17 protein-coding genes are annotated in these 22048 nt (G+C 59.6%); 7 read left to right on the top strand and 10 right to left on the bottom strand.

What is annotated here, in order from left to right; all coding sequences use genetic code 11:
• Window positions 1-29: 29 nt before the first annotated feature.
• From GYM54_RS18780 to GYM54_RS18770, 3 genes are read left to right on the top strand one after another with little or no spacing between them, the layout of a single operon-like run.
• Window positions 30-2033 (top strand): ATP-binding protein, encoded by a 2004-nt coding sequence (locus tag GYM54_RS18780; RefSeq protein ID WP_181102010.1) that lies wholly within the window; start codon window positions 30-32, stop codon window positions 2031-2033.
• A 21-nt stretch (window positions 2034-2054) separates the two neighbouring features.
• On the top strand, window positions 2055-2645 hold the full coding sequence (locus tag GYM54_RS18775; RefSeq protein WP_181102012.1) for a cob(I)yrinic acid a,c-diamide adenosyltransferase: 591 nt from the start codon (window positions 2055-2057) through the stop codon (window positions 2643-2645).
• The gene (locus GYM54_RS18770) at window positions 2638-3666 is read left to right on the top strand and encodes an ion transporter (protein WP_181102014.1); all 1029 of its coding nucleotides are present in this window, start codon (window positions 2638-2640) and stop codon (window positions 3664-3666) included. The genes GYM54_RS18775 and GYM54_RS18770 overlap by 8 nt, the downstream gene beginning before the upstream one ends.
• Here GYM54_RS18770 and GYM54_RS18765 read toward each other — a convergent pair.
• The 7 genes from GYM54_RS18765 to secA all read right to left on the bottom strand — a co-directional run bounded on the left by GYM54_RS18765 (window position 3663) and on the right by secA (window position 13350).
• Window positions 3663-4436, bottom strand: a complete 774-nt coding sequence (locus tag GYM54_RS18765; RefSeq protein ID WP_181102016.1) for a S9 family peptidase — start codon at window positions 4434-4436, stop codon at window positions 3663-3665. The two genes, GYM54_RS18770 and GYM54_RS18765, sit on opposite strands and share 4 nt — an antisense overlap.
• On the bottom strand, window positions 4423-5547 hold the full coding sequence (locus GYM54_RS18760) for a DUF3182 family protein (RefSeq protein WP_131651010.1): 1125 nt from the start codon (window positions 5545-5547) through the stop codon (window positions 4423-4425). The genes GYM54_RS18765 and GYM54_RS18760 overlap by 14 nt, the downstream gene beginning before the upstream one ends.
• Window positions 5548-5776: 229 nt before the next feature.
• A complete protein-coding gene (ahpF, locus tag GYM54_RS18755; protein ID WP_219232598.1) occupies window positions 5777-7342 on the bottom strand; it encodes an alkyl hydroperoxide reductase subunit F in 1566 nt (521 codons plus the stop codon).
• A 133-nt stretch (window positions 7343-7475) separates the two neighbouring features.
• A complete protein-coding gene (gene ahpC / locus GYM54_RS18750) occupies window positions 7476-8039 on the bottom strand; it encodes an alkyl hydroperoxide reductase subunit C (protein ID WP_131651008.1) in 564 nt (187 codons plus the stop codon).
• A gap of 203 nt (window positions 8040-8242) precedes the next feature.
• Window positions 8243-9184 carry a Nudix family hydrolase gene (locus tag GYM54_RS18745; RefSeq protein ID WP_181105342.1) on the bottom strand — a complete coding sequence of 314 codons (942 nt, stop codon included), beginning with the start codon at window positions 9182-9184 and terminating at the stop codon, window positions 8243-8245.
• 99 nt (window positions 9185-9283) lie between these two features.
• Window positions 9284-10501, bottom strand: coding sequence for a bifunctional glutamate N-acetyltransferase/amino-acid acetyltransferase ArgJ (argJ, locus tag GYM54_RS18740; protein ID WP_181105343.1), 1218 nt, complete (start codon window positions 10499-10501; stop codon window positions 9284-9286).
• 110 nt (window positions 10502-10611) lie between these two features.
• The gene (secA, locus tag GYM54_RS18735) at window positions 10612-13350 is read right to left on the bottom strand and encodes a preprotein translocase subunit SecA (RefSeq protein ID WP_181105344.1); all 2739 of its coding nucleotides are present in this window, start codon (window positions 13348-13350) and stop codon (window positions 10612-10614) included.
• A gap of 315 nt (window positions 13351-13665) precedes the next feature.
• Here secA and GYM54_RS18730 point away from each other — a divergent pair, with 315 nt between their 5' ends.
• From GYM54_RS18730 to GYM54_RS18715, 4 genes are all read left to right on the top strand, one after another.
• Window positions 13666-14127, top strand: coding sequence for a DciA family protein (locus tag GYM54_RS18730; RefSeq protein ID WP_131651259.1), 462 nt, complete (start codon window positions 13666-13668; stop codon window positions 14125-14127).
• A gap of 115 nt (window positions 14128-14242) precedes the next feature.
• The gene (locus tag GYM54_RS18725; protein ID WP_131651004.1) at window positions 14243-14707 is read left to right on the top strand and encodes a multidrug transporter; all 465 of its coding nucleotides are present in this window, start codon (window positions 14243-14245) and stop codon (window positions 14705-14707) included.
• A 92-nt stretch (window positions 14708-14799) separates the two neighbouring features.
• The gene (locus tag GYM54_RS18720) at window positions 14800-15060 is read left to right on the top strand and encodes a YebG family protein (RefSeq protein WP_131651003.1); all 261 of its coding nucleotides are present in this window, start codon (window positions 14800-14802) and stop codon (window positions 15058-15060) included.
• A 125-nt stretch (window positions 15061-15185) separates the two neighbouring features.
• Window positions 15186-15455 carry a DUF3509 domain-containing protein gene (locus GYM54_RS18715; protein ID WP_131651002.1) on the top strand — a complete coding sequence of 90 codons (270 nt, stop codon included), beginning with the start codon at window positions 15186-15188 and terminating at the stop codon, window positions 15453-15455.
• A gap of 149 nt (window positions 15456-15604) precedes the next feature.
• Here the strand turns inward: GYM54_RS18715 and GYM54_RS18710 are convergent, their stop codons facing one another.
• The 3 genes from GYM54_RS18710 to GYM54_RS18700 form a co-directional block, all read right to left on the bottom strand.
• Window positions 15605-18226 carry a LuxR C-terminal-related transcriptional regulator gene (locus GYM54_RS18710; protein WP_197446046.1) on the bottom strand — a complete coding sequence of 874 codons (2622 nt, stop codon included), beginning with the start codon at window positions 18224-18226 and terminating at the stop codon, window positions 15605-15607.
• Between the two features lie 274 nt (window positions 18227-18500).
• On the bottom strand, window positions 18501-19862 hold the full coding sequence (locus GYM54_RS18705) for a DUF1329 domain-containing protein (RefSeq protein WP_131651000.1): 1362 nt from the start codon (window positions 19860-19862) through the stop codon (window positions 18501-18503).
• A gap of 108 nt (window positions 19863-19970) precedes the next feature.
• Complete coding sequence (locus GYM54_RS18700; RefSeq protein WP_131650999.1) at window positions 19971-21785, bottom strand: DUF1302 domain-containing protein; 1815 nt, start codon at window positions 21783-21785, stop codon at window positions 19971-19973.
• Window positions 21786-22048: the final 263 nt, after the last annotated feature.

Genomic DNA, 22048 nt, shown 5'->3' with positions numbered 1-22048 from the left:
TGCTGAAACACCCTAAGTCAGTGCCTGCCATGACTCTGCGCCAGCACCTTGAAAATCTCCCGGTCGGCCGCAAACTGCTGATCGCCCTGCTCGTACTGCTTGCCGCAGTGCTGCTGGTATCGAATCTCGTCTTCATCAGCGCGGCCTACTGGATCTCCCGCCAGAGTGTTGCGCCGCAGGCCATGCATACCCTTGGGGCGCTGTTCTCTACGCCCGAGTTGAGCAACCGCGCCCTGGCATCCGAAGCAGCCGCCGACGGGCTCCTGCGGAAGCTGAACGATTATGCCCCGCTGCGCGCAGCAGCGATCTACGACAGCGAGGGCCAGAGCCTGGCACAGCTGTATCACGGCGATTCGTTGGGCCTGCCGCAGCAGGTAAGCGAGCTACCCGCATGGCAAAAGACTGAGATGCGCGCCAATTTACTGGTGGAACTACCACAAGCCGAAGGGCCTCCGGGCCACCTGCTGATCGTGGCCAGTAGCGAATTGCCGGGGGCCTTCTACACCGGCACCCTGACTGCCAGCGTCGCCATCCTTCTGACCAGCCTGCTGCTCTGGATACTGGTCGCTCGGCAGATCCGGCAGATGATCACCCGCCCGATCCATGACCTCGAGGCCCTGTCCCGCCAGGTCACACGCGAAGAAAACTACTCGCTTCGCGCGACGCCGAGGAACCGCGACGAAATCGGACATCTGGCCGATGCCTTCAACACCATGCTGTCGCGCATGGAGGCACGGGAACAACAGCTCAAGCGTGCGCGCGACGATGCTCAGGAAGCGTTCGACCATGCCCAGGGACTGGCCGAGGAAACCCGCCACACCAACCGCAAGCTGGAGCTGGAAGTACAGGTTCGCAGCAAGATCGAGAAGAAGCTCACCGGCTTTCAGAACTACCTGAACAGCATCATCGACTCGATGCCATCGGTGCTCATTGCTCTGGACGAGCAGCTCTACGTGACCCAATGGAACCAGCAGGCCAGCGAACTCTCCGGCACCTCCATCGACGACGCGCTGAACCAACCCGTGTTCATCGCCTTCGAGCCGCTAAGACCCTTCCTGACTCAGATTCGCCGAGCTTCCGAACGGCATCAGGTGGAAAAGATCGAGCGCGTCACCTGGACCTTCAACGACGAGCCCCGACATTACGCGCTGACGTTCTATCCCCTGATGGGCGGCGGTGGCGTGGTCATTCGCATCGACGACATCACCGAACGCATCAATATGGAAGAGATCATGGTGCAATCGGAAAAGATGCTTTCGGTGGGCGGTCTCGCCGCAGGCATGGCGCATGAGATCAACAACCCCCTCGGGGCGATCCTGCACAACGCACAGAACATCCGTCGGCGGCTGTCACCGGACCTGGAGCGAAACCGCGAAGCAGCCGACGACACCGGCGTTCGGCTGGAAGCGGTGAATCAATACCTGCAACGGCGAGAAATCCCGCAGCTGCTCGACGGCATCCAGCAGGCCGGCTCGCGCGCGGCCAAGATCGTCAGCCACATGCTGAGCTTCAGCCGCATGAGCAACCGCCAACTGGCCGAATGCCAACTGCCCGTACTGATCGATCAGGCGCTGGAGATCGCCGGTAACGACTTCGCGCTGATGGAGGGGTTCGACTTTCGCTCGCTGGAGATCATCCGCGACTTCGATCCACAAGTGGACCGAGTCCCCTGCATCGGCAACGAGCTGGAACAGGTGCTGCTGAATCTTCTGAAAAACGCGGCCCAGGCCATCCACCAGAAACCGGGGCGCAGCCGTGGGCAGATCATGTTGCGGACGCGTCTGAACCCGCCATGGGCTGAAATTCATGTGGAAGACAACGGCGGTGGCATCCCCGAACACATCCGCAAGCGAATCTTCGAGCCCTTTTTCACCACCAAAGAGGTGGGCCAGGGAACCGGGTTGGGTCTTTCCGTTTCGTATTTCATCATCACCAACAATCACAAGGGCCAGATGGAAGTGCAAAGCAAGCCGGACCAGGGAACGACCTTCACCCTGCGCCTGCCGCTACCATCCACGTCCGACGCCAACTGAAGCACCACCAGGAACCTACAGATGGGCAATCGACTGTCAAAGATCTATACCCGCACCGGCGATGCCGGAGAAACCGGCCTGGCCGATGGCCGCCGCGTCCCCAAGAACCACCCGCGGGTCGAAGCCATGGGCGAAATCGATACGCTCAACAGTCAACTGGGCCTGTTGCTTGCCGAACTTGCCGAAGCGCAGGCGCGCTGGCCAGATCTGGCTGAGCTGATCGAAGTATTGGGCCCCTGCCAGCACCGCCTATTCGACTTGGGCGGCGAACTGGCGATGCCGGATTATCAAGCGCTGACTCCTACCGAGGTAGCGCGCCTTGAGGCAGCGATCGACCGCTGGAATGCGGAGCTCGGACCGCTCGAAGACTTCATCATGCCTGGCGGCACCCGGCTGATCGCGCTCGCGCATCTATGCCGCAGCATGGCCCGCACCAGCGAAAGGCGCTGCCAGCAGCTCAATGCCATCGAGCCGTTGCGCCCGGTCGGCCTGGCTTATCTGAATCGCCTGTCGGACCTGTTCTTCGTCGTGGCTCGCCTGATCGCGCGTCGCCAAAGCTGTGCCGAAATTCTCTGGCAACCCGCCAGCGCACCTGCCAACGCCGATGCCTGAGCCAGCCGCAGGCCAGCGCGAACGCTTGCACGACGGGCTGCACGCCGCGTGGGAAGCGTTCATCGTCATGCTGGTGTGCATCAATCTCGGGCTGATCTTGTTCGATAGCCTGTTCATGGTGCAGCCGATCAACCAGGCCCTCGCCGGATGGTTGCCCGAGCTGCATCGGCGCTACGACACGCTGATCCACCGCAACTTCCAGCTGATCGATCTCGGCTTCGTCGCGGTATTCATTTTCGACGTGCTGCTTGGCTGGACCATTGCGCTGTTCGAACGGCGCTATGCACGCTGGTATTACTACCCATTCGCTCACTGGTATGACGTACTCGGCTGCATCCCTCTGAGCGGTTTCCGCTGGCTGCGCGTACTGCGGGTCGGCAGCTTGCTGATCCGTCTGCAACGGTTGGGCCTTATCGACATGCGCCGGTGGCCGGTCTACGGGCTGGTCCGCCGCTATTACTTGCTGCTGCTGGAAGAGCTGTCCGATCGCGTCATGGTTCGGCTGTTCAGCCGTATACAGCAAGAGATTGGTGCCAGCGACGACCTTTCCCGGCGGCTGCTGCAGGAGGTGGTAAGACCGCGCAAGGAGCGACTGCTCGACGATCTATCGCGACGCCTGAACGCCATGCTGGAGAATGGCTATCGGGACAACCGCGGCGCCATCGAAGGCTATGTCGACGGATTGATCCACCAGGCGCTGGCGAATAATCCGGAGGTCATCCGCCTGCGTCGCCTGCCGCTTGGCGACCGGGTCGTCGATACCCTGGACGATGCGCTCGCCGATATCGCGGCACGGCTCCTCCAAGGCGCGGTAGACGGGCTGCGGGGCGCGCAATTCCAGCGTCTGGCTCGCAGCCTGGCTGACGAATGCTTCGAGGCCTGGGTGTATCAGGACGAAAACACCGATCTAGCGCTGGAGGAATTGCTGGTCGATGTCATCGAAGTGCTCAAGCAGCAGGTGCTCGACCGGCGCTGGAGCCGCTTCGTCGGCCCTATCGAGCCGCCGACGCCGCCGGGTTAGCCCAACCGCGCGGCGGCTGCACCGTGCTGCTGGCCGACACGTCCACCAACGACCATCTCGGTGGCCCATTTGACGAGAATATCGGTGTAGGCCTGCTGGCAATTCTCATGGGACAGACCATGATCGGCCCCAAGGATGATGCGGTGAGTCAGAGAATGGGTCTGATGGAATGCCGCCCGGTAACTCATGATCGTGCTGTGCGGGACCAGATGATCGTGCTCGGACTCGACGATTAATACATCGCCACGAAACTCGGCACAGGCCGCCAACGCCCGATTCTCCTCGGGAGCGACCCGCCGACCACGCAGCTCATTGAGCAGATCGCGACTCAACTGGCGCTTGGGTATCGCCCAGTCATCATCCCTGTACAACGCCGGCACGCGCATCGCCAGCCATTTGACCGGACGCAAGGAAGTAAGCAGCGCAGCCAGATAGCCGCCGTAACTGGTGCCGACCACGGCGATCGCGGAAGGATCGATGTTCGGATGCTGTACCAAGAGATCGTAGGCCGCCATCAGATCACGCAGATTCTGCTCACGCGTGACAGTCTGCTGTTGCGCCAGCGTTTGGGCATGGCCGCGCAGATCGAACGACAGACAGATGCAGCCCAGACCAGCAATACCGCGAGCGCGGGTCAGGTCGCGCTCTTGGCTACCGCCCCAGCCATGCACGAAGAGCACACCCGGCAATTTCGTCGGAGGCGACAGAAAGGTGCCGGCAATGTGCTCGTCATCTACGAGGATATCCACGCTTTCACTATGGGTTGCCATGAGCCTCCACCACTGCGTATTTGGTTATGAAGCCGACCTCGGCGTCCTCGCCGCGAAACAGCACCGTTGCGCCTTCGGGCACGGTTGATTCACCGTAGACTTCAACCGATGACGCACGCACGACCGGCCCGCTCTCGCCTCGGATAAACGCCTCCAGCGCCGCAACCTCGGCACTGCTGGCACCGCCAATGCGCCAGGATTGCTCCAGCACACCGGAGCAGGCGCGCCCTCTGCCATCGACGCCCTGAGCGATATCGTAGTTGCGCCGAGAAGCATAGAAATTGCGAAAGCAGGCCGAGGCGGCAGCGTCGTAGATTTGAGCCTGGGAGATGGCCAGACGGATCTTTTCGGGCAGATTCAGGTTTAACAGGGCATCGAAATCGCCTTCAACAACCAACAGATCCGAGCCACCGTAGACCGCTACACCCGTGTTGTCCTGAGTCAGCCGCTGGGTACCGTAGTAACTCAGTACCCTCCCCGCTGCGCGAGTTTGCCCGACGCTGAAAGTCGTCACGTCATCCAGGTGCGTTTCGAGTACCAGCCCGTACTGGCTGAGTTCGGTTTCGTCGATATTTTCCAGGGCATGGTCGAGCTCCTGCTCGGTCGTCACCCGCTCCTGCCCTCGCCCACCGGTGGCACGCACCGGTTTGATGCGCAGCGCGCCTTCGTTAAGCAATCGCCGTCCGGCCTCTCGCGCATCGTGTAGGGAAAAAACGCTGTAACCGGGCAGAACGCCGCCCGTGACGCGCCGGGTGAAACCTCGCGACCAGCCCAACGGCGAGTCGGCATCCGGCCGTACCAGCGGATGCGTGATGGCCTTGGTTTCGATGAATGCATGCGGTACGACCCCGCCGAACAGATCCTGCTCGCTCTCAAGCCCCAGCTCACGTGCCTGCTCGGTGCCGATCACGGTGCCGGAGGGAACGAAGTAAAGCTGATGTGGATAACTGGTGCTGCGGTCGTAGTCGCCGAGAAAGACGAAGCCCTGCAACTCAGCCAGGCGTTTGGCGAGCTGCTCGTGCACGACTCTTTCGTGTTGAGGTTCATTGGATCGATTGGCAAGCGTTACAACAGCGCCTCGGACGTCTTGCGGCGTATCCGCTTTTTTCATAGATGGATTCGCTCCATGGACGACTGGTACATGTGCGACGAAGCGGTCCATTGCCGCATCTTTCGCTCGTTTCCACCCGACCGACGCGGATCCGGTGTAATGAAATAGACCCCGGAACGCCGCTATCTATCCTTCGCGGCCAGCCCTCAGCCCTCAGCGTAGCGATCCCCAAAAAACGAAAAGGGGGAGCAGACCGAAATCTGCTCCCCCTTTTTCGTGCCCGTCAGGCTCAGTCTTCCACGGAGCTGCGGATCAGGTGGTCGAACGCACTCAGCGAAGCCTTGGCGCCTTCGCCGACGGCGATGACGATCTGCTTGTACGGCACCGTGGTGACGTCGCCCGCCGCGAAAATGCCCGGCAGCGAGGTCTCACCCCGCGCATCGACGATGATCTCGCCGCGCGAAGTCAGTTCGACGGTGCCCTTCAGCCAATCGGAGTTCGGCAGCAGGCCGATCTGCACGAAGATGCCTTCCAGTTCCAGGTTGTGGAACTCGCTGGAGTTGCGGTCCTTGTAGATCAGTCCGGTGACCTTCTGGCCGTCGCCGATGACTTCGCTGGTCAGCGCGCTGGTGATCACGGTGACGTTGGGCAGGCTGTGCAGCTTCTTCTGCAGCACGGCGTCGGCACGCAACTGGCTGTCGAACTCGATCAGCGTGACTTGAGCGACGATGCCGGCCAGGTCGATGGCCGCTTCCACGCCCGAGTTGCCGCCGCCGATCACCGCTACGCGCTTGCCCTTGAACAGCGGGCCGTCGCAGTGCGGGCAGTAGGCGACGCCACGGCCACGGTATTGCTGCTCGCCCGGCACGTTCATTTCACGCCAGCGGGCACCAGTGGCGAGGATCAGTGTCTTGGCCTTGAGCGAGCCGCCGTTTTCCAGCTTGATCTCGTGCAAGCCGCCTTCGGCCGAGGCCGGAATCAATGCCGCAGCGCGCTGCAGGTTCATGATGTCCACGTCGTATTCGCGCACGTGGTTTTCCAGCGCACGGGCCAGCTTCGGGCCTTCGGTCTCGTTGACCGAGATGAAGTTTTCGATGGCCATGGTGTCCAGCACCTGACCGCCGAAACGCTCGGCCGCCACGCCGGTACGGATGCCCTTACGCGCAGCATAGATAGCTGCCGCGGCGCCAGCCGGCCCACCACCCACAACCAGTACGTCGAAGGCCTCCTTGGCGCTGAGCTTCTCGGCATCACGCGCCGAGGCGCCGGTGTCGAGCTTGGCGAGGATTTCTTCTTCGCCCATGCGGCCTTGGCCGAACAGTTCACCGTTGAGGTAGATGCTCGGTACGGACATGATCTGCCGGGCTTCGACTTCGCCCTGGAACAGCGCGCCGTCGATGGCGACGTGGCGGATGTTCGGGTTGAGCACGGCCATCAGGTTCAGCGCTTGGACCACGTCGGGGCAGTTCTGGCAGGACAGCGAGAAGTAGGTCTCGAAGCTGTAGTCGCCTTCGATGTTCTTGATCTGCTCGATGACTTCCGGTGCGGTCTTCGACGGATGGCCGCCGACCTGCAGCAGGGCGAGCACCAGAGAGGTGAACTCGTGGCCCATCGGGATGCCGGCGAAACGCAGGCTGATGTTGCCACCGATGCGGTTGAGTGCGAACGACGGGCGACGAGCATCATCACCATCGGTGCGCAGAGTGATCTGGGCGCTCAGGCTGGCGATGTCTTCCAGCAGGGCGAGCATTTCTTGGGACTTCTCACCGTCATCGAGGGACGCGACGATCTCGAACGGCTGAGTGACCTTTTCCAGATAGGCTTTCAACTGGGTCTTGAGATTGGTGTCCAGCATGAGCGGCGGTACCCCGTAGTCCGAATATGAAAATGCAGAAAATAAAACGCCTGGATAAACCGCATCCAGGCGTTGGGCTAGAGAGGCTGGGTTACAGCCCCTATAGCATGCAAGGCATTCGAGCGAATGAACCTTAGATCTTGCCGACCAGATCCAGCGAAGGAGCCAGAGTCTTCTCGCCTTCTTTCCACTTGGCAGGGCAGACTTCGCCCGGATGCGCGGCGGTGTACTGGGCAGCTTTCAGCTTGCGCAGGGTTTCGGATACGTCGCGAGCGATTTCGTTGGAGTGGATTTCCACGGTCTTGATCACGCCTTCCGGGTTGATCAGGAAAGTGCCACGCAGAGCCAGACCTTCTTCAGCGATATGTACGCCGAAAGCGTTGGTCAGCTGATGAGTCGGGTCACCGATCAGCGGGAACTGTGCCTTGCCAACAGCCGGGGAAGTCTCGTGCCAGACTTTGTGCGAGAAGTGGGTATCAGTGGTGACGATGTACACCTCGGTACCGGCCTTCTGGAACTCGGCATAGCTGTTGGCAGCGTCTTCGATCTCGGTCGGGCAGTTGAAGGTGAAGGCTGCCGGCATGAAGATCAGCACCGACCACTTGCCCTTCAGGGACTCTTCGGTGACTTCGATGAACTTGCCATTGTGGAAAGCGTTGACTTTGAACGGCTGAACTTGGGTGTTGATCAGAGACATCTGCTAACTCCTTTTGGGATTCAGAAATTTAACGGGGTCTACGATAACGCAGCTGACCGCATACGGTTAATTGATTGAGAAAATAGCAGCGATAAACTTTAACTATCGCAACCATCTCTTCTATTGCGACGGCATCGGATACGACCACGGCATTGACCGGCAATTCGGATCAGGCCTGTCGATGCGTGTGATCGCGCCAGTTATCAATGCGGCCAGAACGCCCGGATCGCTGCGACGCCTTGGCCGCCCACTCGCAGGGCCTGCGCCAGATCGGCGGGACCGAGCCCGCCCAACATATAAGCGGGCTGGCTGAAGCCTACCAGCAATTCAGCGGCGCGTGGCCAACCCAAAGGCTGTGCCCCAGGATGAGTGGCGGTCCGCAGTACCGGTGAGAGCGTGACGAAGTCGACTCCCATCGCCATGGCCAAGTCCAGCTCAGCGGCATCATGACACGAGGCTGCGAGCCATTGCCGGAGCGGGAGCGGCCTGCCCTGTCCGGCATGATCACGCAGCTGTTCAGCCGTCAGATGCCAGCCGGCCACGGGAAATTCGTCCGCCCATTCCAGCGGTCCCTTCAGCATCAACTGCGCCCGCCCGGAACACATCGCGATGATCTCGGCCGCCAACGCTCGGTAAGCAACGTGGGGCAGGGATGGCGCTCGAAACTGGATTAGCCGGATGCCCGCATCCAGTGCCCGAGCAACGCCGCCCAGCAACTGTTGAGGAGACAGGCCATCAGGCGTAATCAGGTACTGATCGGGCAGACGCGCCGCCGTAATGATCGGCCGGTTCGCCGCCGGAAAACGGTAGTTCGGCAAGTCCGCAGGCTCCACCCAGGCCAGCGGTTGGCCCTCGGCGCCATGCGGCTCACCCAAGAAGGCCAGCACCTCCCAGACGTCCAGCAGAACCTGCTTGTCAGGATAATCATGGCGCACCTGAATCAGCGGACGAGTTTCGGTGACGGCGATGTTCAGCTCTTCCTGCAGCTCTCGCGCCAGCGCGGCCTCGACGGTTTCGCCGGCTTCGACCTTACCGCCTGGGAACTCCCAGAGCCCGCCCTGATGTTTGTCGAGCGGGCGCTTGGCGATCAGAACGAGGCCGTCAGGGGAGCGGATCACCGCGGCGGCGACATGGATTCGGTTCATGGCTAATTCATTAGCTGGAAGGTGGAAAGAAGTGTCGGGGCAGTCCGCACGGCCTGCCGCGCTCTGTCTTCAAGCCTCCAGCTTAAGGCTTCAACTGCTTTACGTTCGATATTCGGCATTGATCCGCACGTACTCATGCGACAGATCGGTGGTCCAGATGGTCTCGCTGCAGCTACCGCGGCCCAGCTCGATACGAATCTCGATCTCCTCCTCGGCCATCACCGCAGCGCCCTGCTCTTCCGTGTAGCTCGGCGATCTGCCGCCTTTGCTGGCGATACAGACCGCGCCGAGATGAACATCGATCTTGCTGACATTCAACTCCGGCACGCCGGCACGGCCAACCGCCGCGAGGATGCGACCCCAGTTCGGATCGGAGGCGAACAGTGCGGTTTTGATCAGCGGCGAGTGGGCAACGGCATAGCCGACATCCAGGCACTCCTGATGGTTCTTGCCGCCGTTGACTGTCACCGTGACGAACTTGGTGGCGCCTTCGCCGTCGCGCACGATGGATTGCGCAACGTCCATGCTCACCTCGAACACGGCCTGCTTGAGCTTGGCGAACAGCTCGCCGCTGGCTTCGGTGATTTCCGGCAACGCCGCCTTTCCGGTCGCTACCAACATGCAGCAGTCGTTGGTCGAGGTATCGCCATCGATGGTGATGCGGTTGAAGGACTTGTTAGCCGCATCGCGTAGCAGGTCCTGCAATACGGCCTGGCTGACCTTCGCATCGGTAGCGATGTAGCCGAGCATGGTGGCCATGTTCGGGCGGATCATGCCGGCGCCTTTGGAGATGCCGGTAACGGTAACGGTAACGCCCTGGTGCTCGAACTGACGGCTGGCACCCTTGGGCAGGGTGTCGGTGGTCATGATGCCGGTTGCCGCTTCGGCCCAGTGATTTTCGTCCAGGTCAGCCAGGGCGGCCGGCAATGCCGCCTCGATCTTCTCGACCGGAAGCGGCTCGCCGATCACACCGGTGGAGAATGGCAGGATGGCCGTTTCATCGACGCCGGCCAGTTTGGCGAGGCTGGCGCAGCTACGAATCGCTGCCTGCATGCCCGGCTCACCGGTGCCAGCATTAGCGTTCCCGGTATTGGTGAGCAGGTAGCGGACCGCTCCCTGTGCACGTTGCTTGGCCAGGATGACCGGCGCGGCACAGAAGGCGTTGAGTGTGAACACGCCAGCAATGGTCGAACCTTCCGCACAGCGCATCACCACTACATCTTTACGCCCGGGCCGCTTGATACCGGCCGAAGCGATGCCGAGTTCGAACCCCGGTACCGGGTGCAATGTAGGTAAAGGACCAAGACCGACAGCCATTGATGCACTCCTTAGGAAGAATAGATGGCCTTCGGCCACCGCGAAGCAGGGATAAAAACGCCGCGAGCGGCTAAGCCGGTCGCGGCGCGGGTCATAACGGGTGGTTCAGGTTATTGGACCTGCCCGTGACAATGCTTGTACTTCTTGCCGGAGCCGCAGGGGCACGGCTCGTTGCGCCCGATCTTCGGTTCGACACGCACCGGAGCAACAGGTGCGGCGGCACCACCGGCGGCTTCTGGCTCCTCCTCGGGCTGTTCCAAGGCCGAAACTTCGGCATGCTGAAACTGCATGCGCTGCGCCAGTTCCTCGGCCTCGCGACGCAGGCGCTGCTCTTCCTCGGCAGGATCCTCGCGGCGGACCTGGACGTGGGAAAGGACGCGAATGCTGTCGCGCTTGATCGATTCGAGCAGCTCCTGGAACAGCGTGAACGACTCACGTTTGTATTCCTGCTTCGGGTTCTTCTGGGCGTAACCGCGCAGATGGATACCGTGACGCAGATGATCCATGGTCGACAAATGATCTTTCCACAGATCATCAAGCACACGCAGGACGATTTGCTTCTCGAAGGATCGCAGCGCCTCTGCGCCAGCCATTTCTTCCTTCTCGTTGTAGGCGTCGATCAGGGCCTGCAGGATGCGCTCGCGCAGGGTTTCCTCGTAGAGCTTCTCGTCTTCGTCAAGCCACTGCTGAACCGGCAAACGAACACCAAAATCGCTGTACAGCACCGCTTCTAGGCCGGTGATATCCCACTGCTCTGGTAGCGACTGCGGCGGAATGTGCTGGCTGATAGCGGAATCGAGCGCTTCACGTCGGAACTCGGCGATGGTCTCGCCGATTTCATCGGCCGCAAGCAGACTGTTGCGCATGTGATAGATGACTTTGCGCTGCTCGTTGGCAACGTCGTCGTACTCCAGCAGCTGCTTGCGCATGTCGAAGTTTCGACCTTCGACCTTGCGCTGCGCTTTCTCGATGGCGTTGGTGACCATGCGATGCTCGATGGCCTCGCCGGATTCCATGCCCAGCGCCTTCATGAAATTCTTGACGCGATCCGAGGCGAAGATGCGCATCAGGCTGTCTTCAAGGGACAGATAAAAACGGCTGGAACCGGCATCGCCCTGACGACCGGCGCGACCGCGCAGCTGGTTGTCGATACGACGCGATTCGTGACGTTCGGAAGCGATCACATGCAAACCACCGGCTTCGAGAACCGCCTGATGGCGTTTCTGCCAGTCGGCCTTCAACTGCGCAACCTGCTCTTCCGTGGGGTTCTCCAGCGCAGCGACTTCAACCTCCCAGTTGCCGCCGAGAAGAATGTCGGTACCGCGACCGGCCATGTTGGTGGCGATGGTCACCGCGCCCGGGCGACCGGCCTGCGCAATGATCTCGGCTTCCTTGTCGTGGTGCTTGGCGTTGAGCACCTTGTGCTCGATGCCTTCCTTTTCCAGCAGCCGCGACACGTACTCGGAACTCTCGATCGTCGCCGTACCGACCAGAACCGGGCGGCCGTTGTTCTGGCAATCCTTAATGTCGGTGATGATCGCAGCGAACTTCTCTTCCTGGGTCAGATAGACCAGGTCGTTGTAGTCCTTGCGCGCGAGCGGCTTGTTGGTCGGAATGACCATGACCGGCAGGCTGTAGATCTGCATGAACTCGAAGGCTTCGGTATCGGCGGTGCCGGTCATACCGGAAAGCTTGCTGTACAGACGGAAGTAATTCTGGAAGGTCGTGGAGGCCAGGGTCTGGCTCTCCGGCTGGATCGGCAGGTTTTCCTTCGCCTCGATGGCTTGGTGCAGACCTTCGGAAAGACGGCGACCTGGCATGGTACGACCGGTGTGCTCGTCGATCAGCAGAACCTGGTTGTTCTGCACGATGTATTCGACGTTGCGATGGAACAGTTTGTGCGCGCGCAGACTGGAATAGACATGTGTCAGCAATCCCAGATTGTGTGCGGAATAAAGACTTTCGCCTTCGGCCAGTAGCCCGGCGCGGGTGAGCATCTCCTCGACGAACTGGTGGCCCTGCTCGTTCAGCTCGACCTGGCGGGTCTTTTCATCGATGGAAAAGTGGCCCTCTTGAGTGACGACACCCTCTTCTTCCTCGATGTGCTGCGTGAGCAGCGGAATCAGCTGGTTGATCTGCTGATAAAGCTTGGAGCTGTCCTCGGCTTGACCGGAAATGATCAGCGGCGTCCGCGCTTCGTCAATGAGGATCGAGTCCACCTCGTCGATCACCGCGAAGTTGAGTTCGCGCTGGTTCTTGTCCGCAAGGCTGAACGCCATATTGTCGCGCAGGTAATCGAAGCCAAACTCGTTGTTGGTGCCGTAGGTAATGTCGGCGGCATAGGCGGCACGCTTTTCTTCCGGTGGCTGGAATGGCGTGACGATGCCTACGGAGAGACCGAGGAACTCGTATAGCGGACGCATCCAGTTGGCGTCGCGGCGCGCCAGGTAGTCGTTCACCGTGACCACGTGAACGCCCTTCCCAGCGAGCGCGTTGAGGTAGACCGCGAGCGTTGCCACCAGGGTCTTGCCTTCACCGGTGCGCATCTCGGCGATCTTGCCCTCATGCAGGGTCATGCCACCGATCAGCTGTACATCGAAGTGACGCATGCCCATCACGCGCTTGCCGGCTTCGCGGCAGACCGCGAAGGCTTCGGGGAGAATCTGGTCGAGGGTCTCGCCTTGGCCGAGGCGGGCCTTGAACTCTTCGGTTTTGCTTCGCAATTGCTCGTCGGACAGAGACAGCATCTGCTCTTCGAGCGCATTGACGGCTTGTACCGCCTTGAGCATGCGCTTGACCTCACGGTCATTCTTGCTACCAAAGAGCTTCTTCATTAAAGGCGCAAACATATCGACAAGGACTTCCATGCTGGGGATGGAGGCACGGCCGCGGGGCCACCACGGCTGCGTGCAAAGGGGGCATTCTACTCGGAAACGTCCGAGAGGAAAGGTGCCTTACTGCGCAGCCAAGGCAGCCAAGCATGCGGTAAATTGCCGACCGCACGGTCACGTCCGAAGCCGCAAGGGCTATCTGCCAGCACATGCGGCCCAACTACAGATGGGCCAGTTGCTTATCTACGTTCACCGCCTCGATCGGCCGACCCGGCGATATCCGAGGCTTCTGCTAAGATAGCCCGCTCATCCTTTCCAGTTCGAGCCTTGACCATGTCGCTGCGTCCCCTGCCGGCCCGTGCACCCGTTGCGCTGCTACGCGAGGCGAAGCCGCTGAAAGCCTTGTTCGGCGAGGCAAGACGGCTCGACCACCTGCAACGGCTGGTCGAAAGCCAGTTGCAGCCCGCAGCGCGAGAGTATTGCCGTGTGGCCTCGTGGCGTGAGGGCACTCTTCTCCTCATCGTCACCGACGGTCATTGGGCGACGCGTCTGCGCTATCAACAACGCCGCTTGCAACGGCAACTGCAAGGCATGAACGAATTCACCGGGCTGAACCGGATCCAGTTCAAAGTCCAACCTCCCGAGGCGCCCCGATATAAACCCGGGCCGGCACCGGAACTGTCGGCAAGCGCAGCGGACAACATCCAGCAAACCGCGCAGGGCATTACAGATCCGAGACTCAAGGCCGCGCTCGAGCGACTCGCCAGCCATGCCCAGCCGGCCAAAGACGACTGACCCGCGCGTATCTGCGCATGACGCGGTCGCAACCCAACCTAGTCAGCGTTAGCATGTTCGCGGACTCAATCGAAATCGAGGTATTGATGCCTGCCCTCTCGAAAGGCGACCGATCGTGCTGATCGGCGCCCTGTTGATCGCCACCTGGGTGATCCTGCTGATTCGCTATCCCGTTCGAGCGATTCCAATCTCACTGGGAGCATTATTCGGGTTGGGCCTGGTTGCCGCGTGGGTGATCTGGCAGGAACAACGTGAAGTACGCCTGCTTGCTCAGCTCGAACTACGGTTGGAATACGCACCCGCGACCTGTCCGGCGGCACAGCCGCTGCGTATCACGATCGACAACCATAGTCCGCAGCCATTGCGAAGCCTGCGTTGGGAGATCGGCGCCTATTCGCCCGGCTCCAGCCTAGATTTGGTGACATCGAACTACGACGCGCCTCAATACCGCGGGCCGGGTGACCTGCAACCCGGCCAACGCTGGGAATCCTGCTTCCCCTTGCCGCCGCTGCGCGCCGGCTATCGCGGCAGTAGCCTGGAGTTTCGGGCCGAGCGGCTTCAAGGGCACTTCGACCATTGAGATGGCCATAGGACACACAAGCGCTTTTCATTCGTCGCCGGGCGGCATATGCTGTATAAAAAACCAGTAACTCAATTTAGCCGAGGTGGTTGATGGCCGTCGAAGTGGTGTACCGCAGCAGCCGGGACCTGGAGCGTTTATTCATGGATAAAGCCGAAGCCGATCGTCACGACAAAATGCTTGAGCTGGCCGAAGCCCTCGCTGCGGCGTTGCAGAAGGCCTCTCCATCCCTGAGCGAACAGCAAGCCGATGACATAGGCATCTTCATGGCCCGGCATCGAGACCTGTTTGCCAAGGCTTTCAAGAACAATCCAGAAGTACTTACTGAGCTGCCAGCCACGACCGAAGAGTGATGGCGCCCCCCTCATCGCACCCGTCCGGTGCTACGTATCGCCACAGGGAAACACGCCCAACGGGCGAAACTTGTCATTCGATCCGCCGGTCCATTGCGTGCAGTCATCCAAACCAGGTAACCGGCATGGACAGTCCATTCAAAAAAATCAGCGATGTGTTTCAGCCCCACTACAACGTCAATTTCAGCATCGAAAAACCTGACGGCAGTATTCTGCTGACGCTGACTGACGCAGCTGGCGTGGCGGTCAAACGATTCATTAGCACCAGCCAATGGCGGGACCAGCAGCAGCTCGAACGCTTGATCACCAGCCTGCAGTTCAGCTTGGCGATCGAACGTGGTGAACACGCCAGCCTCTATCGGCTGGCCAAGCATTCAACCTCAGCCACTCAATAATCGACGCCTGACGCCTGCAGTAGCTGCTACCCCCGCGCTGTTCTTCCGACAAAAATAAAAAGATTTCTGGTTCTGCCGACTCGATGTTTTGACACCGCGCGCCGCACCACTGCGCCCGTCTCGGTCGCTTTCGCCTTCATCCGAACCGATCAGAGCCAAGCCAAAGCCTTGGCGCGAGCTACAGCCTGCGTACGCCTGGCGACGCCCAGCTTGGTATTGATACGACGAGCATGGGTTTTGACGGTGTGAAGCGAAATAAAGAGTTGTTCGGCAATTTCCTGATTCGAACATCCCTGAGCGATAAGGCGCAGTACCGTGAACTCACGATTGCTTAGAACCACCTCCTCGTTTGACGCAACAGCCTCGTCAGGCTCACGCTCGAACTGCAGAAGCCGATCTCGCAGACTTTCACCTTTATTGACTGGCAAAATTCTGGCGAGCCATTGTGGTTGACGATGCTGCAATTCGTACAACGGCTTAATCAAGTGCTGCCTTGCCGCCTCCCCAAGGGCTTTGCGCAGCTCCACTTCCGCCTCTTCATGCCGACCATCCAGCTGCAGCGCTTCGGCCAACGTGAACCGGCACTCACAGGCCAGACCTAATCGCTGTGAACGCAGATTCTGCTCGATCAGCTCGCGCAGCGTGTCGATGGCCAGCGAGCAACGTCCCGACAGCAGATCGATCACGGCAAGATAGCGCTGCACCCGTGGCAGCAACTCGTAAAACCCCGACGGGGCCAGATAGCTGTGTCCTTTGTAAAGCTCCAGCACCTGCATGAAAACAGCCCTGGCTTTTTTCAATTGCTCCTGATGAAGCCAGGTCAGACCCGTTATCAATAGCAGGATGCCGCGGAATCGCGCCTCCGGCACATGCCGCCACTGCGCCAGCCGCTCAGCTTCACGCAACCAATGGTACGCCGTCGGAAATTCCTGCTTGCGAGCCGCCAGCTCCGCCAGCCCGGCGTAGCCAAAGAAAACGTAGGAATCCCCGCAGGTTTCAGTCTCGATTCGCCCCTGCTGATAAGCTTCCCGCGCCAGCTCGTCGAGCCCCTGATACGCCAACAGATGGCCCTGCAGCAACTTTAGGCGACCAATGATGGGGCTGTGCCTGACGTTGTCGCGCAGCACCAGCAGCGACTCGTCCAGCACACCTACCGCGCGCTCGAACTCCCCAGTCAGCTCCAGCAGCTGAATTCGGTCGACGTTGAGCATCGCTTCATACAACACGCTGCCCTTGAGCCGAGCCAGCTTCATTCCTTCGCTGTTGTAGTGCTGCGCAAGCTCGAGCCGGCTTTCAGCCATTGCGTGCTGAGATAACGCCTGATAACAGAGTACTCGCTGCGCCCAGGCATGATCTGACAAAACCTCAAGCGCCTGGAGGCAATAACTCCTGGCCTCCGGCTCCCCTCGCAGTCGCGCAAGAAAGCCACGTAGCGCTTGCCATTGGGCCAGCAGTTGCGCCTGGCGACGGGCGTCGGGCTGGGGAAAGAACTTCGCCAGATCGGCAAGACAATTATCTACCTCATCGAGCCGGGCGGAGATGATCAGTGCCCAGCCATGCAGCACGATCAGTCGAGTAGTGCTGTTGAACAAATCCTGCGGCAGCTCGCTGCGCCATTTCAGAAAATGCGAGACGTTGTCGCCGATCAGTAATTGCTCCTGTCCGTAACGCTGCAAGAAATTGGCGGCGACCTCGGGCTGCCCCGCCCAAAGCGCATGTTCCACTGCCTCACGCATCTCGCCGCGGTTGGCGAACCACTGGCACGCACGCAAATGGACCTGAGTCGGTGAAACGGTCTCCGGCATCCGTCGTAGCATCGATGCAAAGGGGCGCCACAGACGAAACCACTCACCGCAATTGTCGATCTGCCGAATGAACAGCTGGAAGGTCTTCAGCACATCCAGAATGTCGCTACCGCTTCCGTCGAGCACATGTTCGCAAAGCTGCGGTGAAAAACGTGGCATTTGCGCCAGCGCGAACAGTGCCCGGCAAACGTCTTCGCTCTGCCCTTCGAGCACTTCTCGCTGAACGTAATCTCTCAGCAATGGCGTTCCCGCTACCAGTCGCTCGCGCACCGCCTGCTCATCTGCATTCAGCAGCAACAGGCTGACGCCGGCCAACCAACCTTCGCTACCGGCCAACAATCTCTTGAAGGTGTCGTCAGCCAACTCCAGACGGTGTGCTTCGAGCAACTGCCTGAGCTCGCCGGCAGTGAGCGCCAACGCCTCGGCTTCCAGTTCGAACAGGTCACCCTGCAGCAAAAGCCGGGGCAATTTCCACGCTGGTTGCCGGCGGCTACTCACCCACCAACTGACGGACTCGGGACCTCTTTCCAGAAGCAGGTCAAGGCAGGCATCGAACTGTACGGCGGCCTCACGCGGATAGTCATCGAGCATGATCCAGAGCGGTCGCGGAAAGTCATTCAACAGATCGACGAGATCCTGCTGCACGTCTCCGCTCGGTGCCGAGGGGATACCGAGGACCCGACTCAGTTGAGCATGCAGCGCCTCGACGGAGAACGGCCGCCCGCCAAGATCAAGCCATACGAGATGCGTGTCAGCAGGCATTCGCCGAGCACACTCGTTCATCAACACGCTTTTGCCGAAACCCGCTGGTGCGCAGATCAAACGCAGGCGGCAATGGGCTTCGAGCAGTGCCTCTACCAGCCGCGGTCTGGAAATATGAATGGGGGGTAAACGCGGAATAGTCGCAACTTGAACCTGCGCGGCGGCCTCTGTGCTAAGTGCACCAGGGTTGAAGCGTACGGACATGGCGAGGTTTCTCTTATTCGTGTCAGTCCATTGAAAACGCGATGAGCGCAGCCAAAGACCCTGCTCCGAGGGCCTACAACCTTGAACCGTATCGTTGCGCTTTTGCGGTAATAACCTGCACGATCCCGCTGCTTTTGTCGACTCGAGCAAAGTGCTCAGCCTGCTTTGCGCGATATCCGGCCTCACTACTGGCTAAAAAGTATCATCCTCCGCTTCGCAAGAAAAAAAAAGGCGGCCAAACGGCCGCCTTATTCACTACATGGATTTCAATCGATCAGCGCACCCCGGCATTACGCAGAGCGGCGGGTGTGAAGTCCCGAGCCGACGCCTTGTAGCCGAACTCATGCGCTTTCTCTTCGTTGCTCATGCCGATCGCGATATAGCGACCCGAGATGATGTCGTAGAGCGCTTCGAAGGCGAAGGTTGGAACCTGATGCTGATAGTACTGCACCATATGCCCCTCACCGACGCGCCACAGCTGGCCGCGACCGTCATAGAGCTCGGATTGCACAATAGTCCAGCTATCCTCGTCGACGAAGAATCGGCGCTTGGCGTAGATGTTGCGCTCACCATCTTTGAGGTTGGCTTCGATCTCCCAGACACGGTGCAGCTCGTAACGTGCTAGATCCTGGTTGACGTGACCGGCCTTGAGGATGTCGCTGTACTTCACATCGCTGGAGTTGATTTCGAAGCTGTTATACGGGATATACAGCTCCTTCTTGCCGATCAACTTCCAGTCGTAGCGATCAGGCGCGCCGCTGAACATGTCGAAGTTGTCCGTGGTACGCATACCGTCGGACGCGGTGCCCGGACCGTCGTAGGCAACCTGCGGAGCGCGACGGACGCGACGCTGGCCGGCGTTGTAGATCCAAGCCTGACGCGGCTCTTTCACCTGATTAAGCGAGTCGTGCACTAGCAACACGTTACCGGCGAGGCGTGATGGCGCCGTTACCCGCTGCTTGAAGAACAGCAGCGCATTCTTGGCACGCTCCGGATCCAGATCCGTCATGTCGCTCGGGAACGCCACTTCATCCTCGAAGTGCACCAGTGTGTAGCTGCCGTTCGTTTGCGGGGTAGCCTGGACGATATTGCGGCGTACGTTACCCCCACGGTAACGGGTGATGTGGTTCCAGACGACTTCCAGACCACTCTTCGGAATCGGGAAGGCGTAGTAGCGACTGTCGGCGAAATTGTCGACCCCGTTACCCCCGGCAACCAATTCGGTATTCAATGCGCTTTTCTTGGCCGCTTCGTAAATGGCGTCAGGCACAGCAGCGCTGCGATGCGTCGGGAATACGCGAATCTTGTAGGTTTCCGGATAACGCTTGAACATCGCCTGCTGACCTGCGGTCAGCTTGTCCTTGTACTGCTCGACGTTCTGCGCGGTGATGACGAACTCGGGTTTTTCGTCCTTGAAGGGGTTGGTCAGGTGGCCGTTAACCAACGGAGCGGCATCGGTAGGCAGACCGCCAGTCCACGCAGGGATGGTCCCGTCGGCGTTACCGGCTTTTTCGGCACCGAGCGGAGTCAATGAAGTGCCGAGCTTCGCGGCTTCCTCGGGAGATACAGCGGCCATGACGCTGCTTGCGAGCAGCGAGAGGGCCAAGACACTGAATAGTTTTCTTGTTGTTTTCATACGCTTCCAGTTCCTCTTGATCTTGTTTTGGCCGGAGGCCTTGCATGAAGCTAGTCGCGCGGCGGAGCCTTTCGCGGGCCCCGCTCGACGACTTTGAAGCGGCCTCCTTTAGAAGTTCACACCTACGCTCAGTGCGAGGAAGTCACGGTCGACCAGCGTGTTGTAATCGCCACCGAAGAAGTCGGTGTACGACAGGCTGGCGGTGTAGGTGTTCTGGTAGACGGCGTCTACGCCAACGCTGATAGCCTTGGAACCTTCGTTGAACAAGCCGTTAGGGCCATAGCCGTCGACGTCATGAGAGAAGGATAGGTTCGGGGTCAGGTTCACCCCGGCGAACACGTTGCTGTAATCGGCCAGCGCGCGCAGACGGTAGCCCCAGGAGTTGGCGGTTACGAAGCCGTCCCAGCCATATCGCGCCTCCGAAGCGGCGTTGCTGGGTTGGGTTCCAGCCGGGGAGCCGTAAATTGCGTCTCGCCCATAACGCACATCACGCCTACTTTCTAACCCACCAACGTGCGCGTAGCCGATTTCGCCAACGAGCGTAACCCGTCCGGCACCAAGCACCTGATCGAAGAAGTGTGTGAATGTTGTTTGAAGCTGCGTTACTTCTTTCCGGTTGTAACCATGCGTATCGAGACCAGCTTGAGCGGCGGCCAAGCCAGGGCCACCAGCTAACAATGCTTCAACAAAGCTCAGCGCCAATCTACCCGTGGTGTCAGTAGTATTAATTTGAATGGGCAGATTCGGCCTATAGCTCAACTCGCCCGACCACGCAGTGCCGGTGGGCAGGGTTGTGGAAAAGCTAAGCCCGTATAGACGTATATCTTCCGGGTATTCAAGAAAATACTGCCCATTGCCAAGCAAAAGAGCTTGAGCAGTTGAAATTTGCCCAGCACCGGCCGCTTGAAGTGCACCACCAATCACTAAGGGATTGCTTGTGTTTTGCATACTCAAGTTAGGCGTGCGGCTGTGGTAATTCATGAAGTAAGCACCATATTCCGTAGCATCACCAAGCCAACGCAACGCAACCCCGAACTGACCAGAATCACGAGCGTCACGATCGCCGCCGCGAGGAACCATTAACCCCTCGTCAGTTACCGTCAAGCCTGCTTGTTGCAAAGCAGCAGTTTGAGCCGCACCGAATGGGCCAAGGATGTGATAGTTGTTGTCACAACCGTCGGCCGCTACGTCTGCGCTAGAAAAGAAGGTGCCGCAGTTATCGACGATGGTCTGATCCCACTCCAACTGATAGAACGCCTCCATGCTCAGGCGATCACTCAGGCTCTGGGACACATACAGCATATTGACCGGAATCAAACCTTCCTTGATTTCCGCACCTGGGCGGCGGAAAGCTGCGGCGTCGAGCGGGTTGATGGAGTTGATCGAGTTACCGATAAAGGTACTTTCACCCCAACTAACCACTTGCCTACCGACACGTACCGTGCCGGGCAAATCGCCTACGTAATAGTTGTGGTAAAGGAAAGCATCGAGAATCTGGGCACCGGAAGACTGCGCAGCCTCTTTACGGTTGCTGTCGCTAATATCCTTGAACAGACGATCTTCATCCTTCAGTTCAAAGTCATACCAGTACTTGCCACGAATGAATGCGCCACTGTCGCGATAGCGCAGTTCGAGGTCATGAATGCCTTTAAAGATTTTCGAGAAGGTCTCGCCCTTTTTGAAGTTCAGACGGCCATCGTCACCAGTCTGAGTAAAGCCGGTACCGCCATTGGCTGCACCTACCAGATCCATATCGGGATCATCCATTGCCCAACTAGCCCCAACGGACATTGCCGAGTCGAATTGCCCCTCGATTTCCCCGATATTGAAACTAACGGCATAAGCCGGTGCGGCAGTTCCCAGCGCAACGGCGAGAGCCAATGCCTTGGGCTGGAAGATTCCTTGCCTTGTTGTTTTTGTCATGAGGCGCTCCTGGTTGGTTCGAAGTAGGCTCACCCTAACCACACGGCAGCGGAGGGTTAAGCGCACTAAGGTTTGATTTGTTTTGTAATCCTAAAGTATGAACGGCCTTCCCGTTACTGGCTTGCAACGGAGCATCACCCTATCGGAAATGCCGCCCCCAGCGAAGCTATCGAAGAGCTTAGCCGCAAGGCAAATTGGTGCAAGCCCCGAAATAGAGCAGCTGCGACGCCGTTTGCGGAAAATCTGCAGAACTACGCTCTATC

Origin of the sequence: Pseudomonas sp. MTM4, from assembly GCF_019355055.1 — a bacterium.
In the GTDB taxonomy this organism is placed as follows: domain Bacteria; phylum Pseudomonadota; class Gammaproteobacteria; order Pseudomonadales; family Pseudomonadaceae; genus Stutzerimonas.
Note: the sequence above shows the minus strand (reverse complement) of the source record. Positions and strands in the feature narration are given on the sequence as shown.

Coding starts and splice junctions, on each gene's coding strand:
- GYM54_RS18780 (WP_181102010.1), top strand. CDS start 30: ATGACTCTGCGCCAGCACCTTGAAAATCTCCCGGTCGGCCGCAAACTG.
- GYM54_RS18775 (WP_181102012.1), top strand. CDS start 2,055: ATGGGCAATCGACTGTCAAAGATCTATACCCGCACCGGCGATGCCGGA.
- GYM54_RS18770 (WP_181102014.1), top strand. CDS start 2,638: ATGCCTGAGCCAGCCGCAGGCCAGCGCGAACGCTTGCACGACGGGCTG.
- GYM54_RS18765 (WP_181102016.1), bottom strand. CDS start 4,436: ATGGCAACCCATAGTGAAAGCGTGGATATCCTCGTAGATGACGAGCAC.
- GYM54_RS18760 (WP_131651010.1), bottom strand. CDS start 5,547: ATGAAAAAAGCGGATACGCCGCAAGACGTCCGAGGCGCTGTTGTAACG.
- ahpF (WP_219232598.1), bottom strand. CDS start 7,342: ATGCTGGACACCAATCTCAAGACCCAGTTGAAAGCCTATCTGGAAAAG.
- ahpC (WP_131651008.1), bottom strand. CDS start 8,039: ATGTCTCTGATCAACACCCAAGTTCAGCCGTTCAAAGTCAACGCTTTC.
- GYM54_RS18745 (WP_181105342.1), bottom strand. CDS start 9,184: ATGAACCGAATCCATGTCGCCGCCGCGGTGATCCGCTCCCCTGACGGC.
- argJ (WP_181105343.1), bottom strand. CDS start 10,501: ATGGCTGTCGGTCTTGGTCCTTTACCTACATTGCACCCGGTACCGGGG.
- secA (WP_181105344.1), bottom strand. CDS start 13,350: ATGTTTGCGCCTTTAATGAAGAAGCTCTTTGGTAGCAAGAATGACCGT.
- GYM54_RS18730 (WP_131651259.1), top strand. CDS start 13,666: ATGTCGCTGCGTCCCCTGCCGGCCCGTGCACCCGTTGCGCTGCTACGC.
- GYM54_RS18720 (WP_131651003.1), top strand. CDS start 14,800: ATGGCCGTCGAAGTGGTGTACCGCAGCAGCCGGGACCTGGAGCGTTTA.
- GYM54_RS18715 (WP_131651002.1), top strand. CDS start 15,186: ATGGACAGTCCATTCAAAAAAATCAGCGATGTGTTTCAGCCCCACTAC.
- GYM54_RS18710 (WP_197446046.1), bottom strand. CDS start 18,226: ATGTCCGTACGCTTCAACCCTGGTGCACTTAGCACAGAGGCCGCCGCG.
- GYM54_RS18705 (WP_131651000.1), bottom strand. CDS start 19,862: ATGAAAACAACAAGAAAACTATTCAGTGTCTTGGCCCTCTCGCTGCTC.
- GYM54_RS18700 (WP_131650999.1), bottom strand. CDS start 21,785: ATGACAAAAACAACAAGGCAAGGAATCTTCCAGCCCAAGGCATTGGCT.